Source organism: Kitasatospora sp. MBT63, assembly GCF_000710465.2.
Taxonomy (GTDB): Bacteria; Actinomycetota; Actinomycetes; order Streptomycetales; family Streptomycetaceae; genus Kitasatospora.
This window is the reverse complement of sequence record NZ_JAIZ01000809.1, coordinates 1,849-4,707: the sequence shown is the minus strand read 5'-3', so window position 1 is coordinate 4,707 and position 2,859 is coordinate 1,849. Positions and strand designations below refer to the sequence as shown.

2 protein-coding genes are annotated in these 2,859 nt (G+C 76.6%); both read right to left on the bottom strand.

The window, feature by feature from the left end:
- Positions 1-1,770, bottom strand: a 1,770-nt coding sequence (locus AA75_RS42625; RefSeq protein ID WP_158515668.1) for a condensation domain-containing protein, incomplete at its 3' end; no start/stop codon positions are given.
- On the bottom strand, positions 1,767-2,859 hold a 1,093-nt coding region (locus AA75_RS42620; RefSeq protein ID WP_233289450.1), incomplete at its 5' end, for a condensation domain-containing protein. The genes AA75_RS42620 and AA75_RS42625, both read right to left, overlap by 4 nt.

Sequence of the window (2,859 nt, the reverse complement as noted above, 5' to 3'; positions counted from 1 at the left end):
GGGGGTCAGCGGGGCGGTGCGCTCGGCGTCGGTGAGGTCGCCGTCCGGCAGGCCGCCGTGGTCCTCGGCGGCGTCCGCCGCGGTCAGCACCAGGGCCGGGCGGGCGTCGTCGAGCATGTCGGCGATCCGCCGGGCCGGGTACTCGGGGTCGACGGGCAGGTAGGCGGCGCCGGTCTTGAGCACGGCCAGCACGGCGACGTACAGGTCGAGCGAGCGGGGCAGGTACAGGGCGACGACCCGGTCGGGGCCGGCGCCGCGGGCGGCGAGGGCGCGGGCCAGGCGGTTGGCGCGGGAGTTGAGCTGCGCGTAGTCGAGGGTGCGGCCCTCGAAGGCGAGCGCGGTGGCGTCGGGGGTGCGGGCGGCCTGCGCCTCGAACAGCTGCGGCAGGGTCAGGTCGGCCACCGGGTGCTCGGCCGCCCGCCCCACCTCGAGGACGTGGGCCCGCTCGTCGGCGGTGAGCAGGTCGAGCCGGCCCACCGGCCGCCCGGGGTCGGTGGCGAAGTCGGCGAGCAGCTGCTCCAGGCGCCCGAGCAGGGTGCGGGCGCCGTCGCCGTCGAGCACGTCGGCGCGGTGGTCCAGCCGCAGCCGGATCCGGTCGCCCGGGATGGCGAGCAGCGTCAGCGCGAAGTGGGTGGCGTCGCCGACCTCGAAGCCGGCCAGCCGTACGCCCCGGCTCTCGGCCCGCAGCACGGCGGGGTCCAGCGGGTAGTTCTCGAAGACGACGGCGGAGTCGAAGAGTTCGGCGTGCCCGGCGCCGCGCTGCACCTCGGTCAGCGGCAGGTGCCGGTGCTCGATCAGCGCGGCCTGCTCCTGCTGGACGCGCGCGAGCAGGTCGGCGAACGGTTCGGCGGGGCGCAGCGCCACCCGGACCGGCAGGGTGTTGATGAACATCCCGATGGTGGACTCGATGCCGGGGATCTCCGGCGGCCGGTTCGCCATGGTGGCGCCGAACACCACGTCGTCGCGGCCGAGGGCGTGGCCGAGCAGGACCGCCCAGGCGCCCTGCACCACGGTGTTCAGGGTCAGGCCGCGGCGGCGGGCGGCGGCGGTGAGTGCGGCCGACGCGCTCTCGTCGAGTTCGTGCCACAGCTGGCCCGGCAGTTCACCGGCGGGTGCGGCGTCGCGCCCGGCGGCGCCGAGCAGGGTGGGCTCGGCGAGGCCGGACAGGTACGAGCGCCAGGCGTCCCGGGCGGCGTCCTGGTCGCGGTCGGCCAGCCAGGCCAGGTAGCTGCGGTAGGGCGGGGCGACGGGCAGCGTACGGTCGTCGCCGCGCTGCCCGTACAGTGCGAACAGTTCGCGCACCAGCAGCGGCATGGACCAGCCGTCGAGCAGCAGGTGGTGGGTGGTCAGCACCAGGGTGTGGTGGTCGGGGCCGAGCCGCACCAGGCCGGCCCGCAGCAGCGGCGGCACGGCGGGGTCGAACCGCCGGGCGCGGTCCTCGGCGACGAACCGGCGCAGGCCCTCGGCGCGGGCGTCCGGGTCGAGCCCGCCGAGGTCGGCCTCCTGCCAGGCGGGCAGCGCCTCGTGCGGGACGAACTGGACCGGCCGGTCGAGGTCGTGCTGCCAGAACCCGGCACGCAGGTTGGGGTGGCGGCGCAGCAGGGCGTGCACGGCCGCCCGCAGGTCGCCGGTGTCCAGCGGTCCGCGCAGTTCCAGCACCAGTTGGACGTTGTACACGTCCACGCCGTCCCGGTCGTACTGGACCTGGAACAGCAGTCCTTCCTGCAACGGTGCCAGCGGCAGGACGTCTGCCAGGCCGTTCTGCGTCATCGGGACACCTTCCACATGGCTTCGAGTCGGTCGATCTGGGACTGGTCGAGGGAGACCAGGGAGAGGTCGGAGGGGGTGTGTCCGCCGGCGTCGGGGCGCCGGGCGTGGGCGGCGAGGGCCTCCAGCGCCCGGAACCAGGTCCGGGCGAGGTCGCGGACGGCGTCCTCGTCCAGCAGGTGGCGGGGCCGGCTCCAGGTGGCGTGCAGCCGCGGTCCGTCCGGGCCGTCCAGGGTGAGGGCGTCGACCTCCACCGCGTGGGCCATCGGCAGGCCGGGGTCGGTGCCCTCGCCGAGCGCCTCGGCGTCGGGCGCCACGCTCCACTCGGCGGCCGGGCCGTCGGGGGCGCGGAAGCGGCCCAGGTAGTTGAAGCCGAGCGCGGGCGTCGGCAGGGCGGCCAGCCGGGGTCCGGCGTCGGCGTCCAGGTGGCGCAGCAGGCCGTAGCCGAGGCCGCCGTCGGGAACGGCCCGCAGCTGCTCCTTGACGCGTTTGACGGCGCGTCCGGCGGCGGGGCCGCCGGCCAGCGCGTCCCGCCGGTCGAGGGTGCCGAGGTCCAGGCGGACGGGGTACAGGGCGGTGAACCAGCCGACCGTGCGGGACAGGTCGGCGCCCGAGTCACCGGGTTCCCGGCCGTGGCCCTCCAGGTCGAGCAGGACGGCGCCCGAGTCGCCGAGCCCGCGGCGGGCCCGCCAGTCGGCGACGGCCAGGGTGAACGCGGTGAGCAGGATGTCGTCGACCTTGGCGTGGAAGACCGCGGGCACGGTGGTCAGCAGGGCTTCGGTGGTGTCGGCGGGCAGGGTGAGGGTGAGCTGCCGGGCGGTGGCCGCGGTGTCGACGGCGGGGTCGAGCGGCCGGGCGGTGACCGGTGTGGTGGGAGCCGCCAGCAGGCCGGTCCACCGGTCGAGTTCGGCGTCCCGGCCGGAGCCGGCGGCGCGCGCGGCCAGTTGCCGGGCCCAGCTGCGGAACGAGGTCCCGGCGGGGGTCGGGCGGTAGGCGGTGCCGGTGGCCGCGGCCTGCCAGGCGGCGGCCAGGTCGGGCAGCAGGATGCGCCAGGACACGCCGTCGACCACCAGGTGGTGGAGGGTCAGCAGC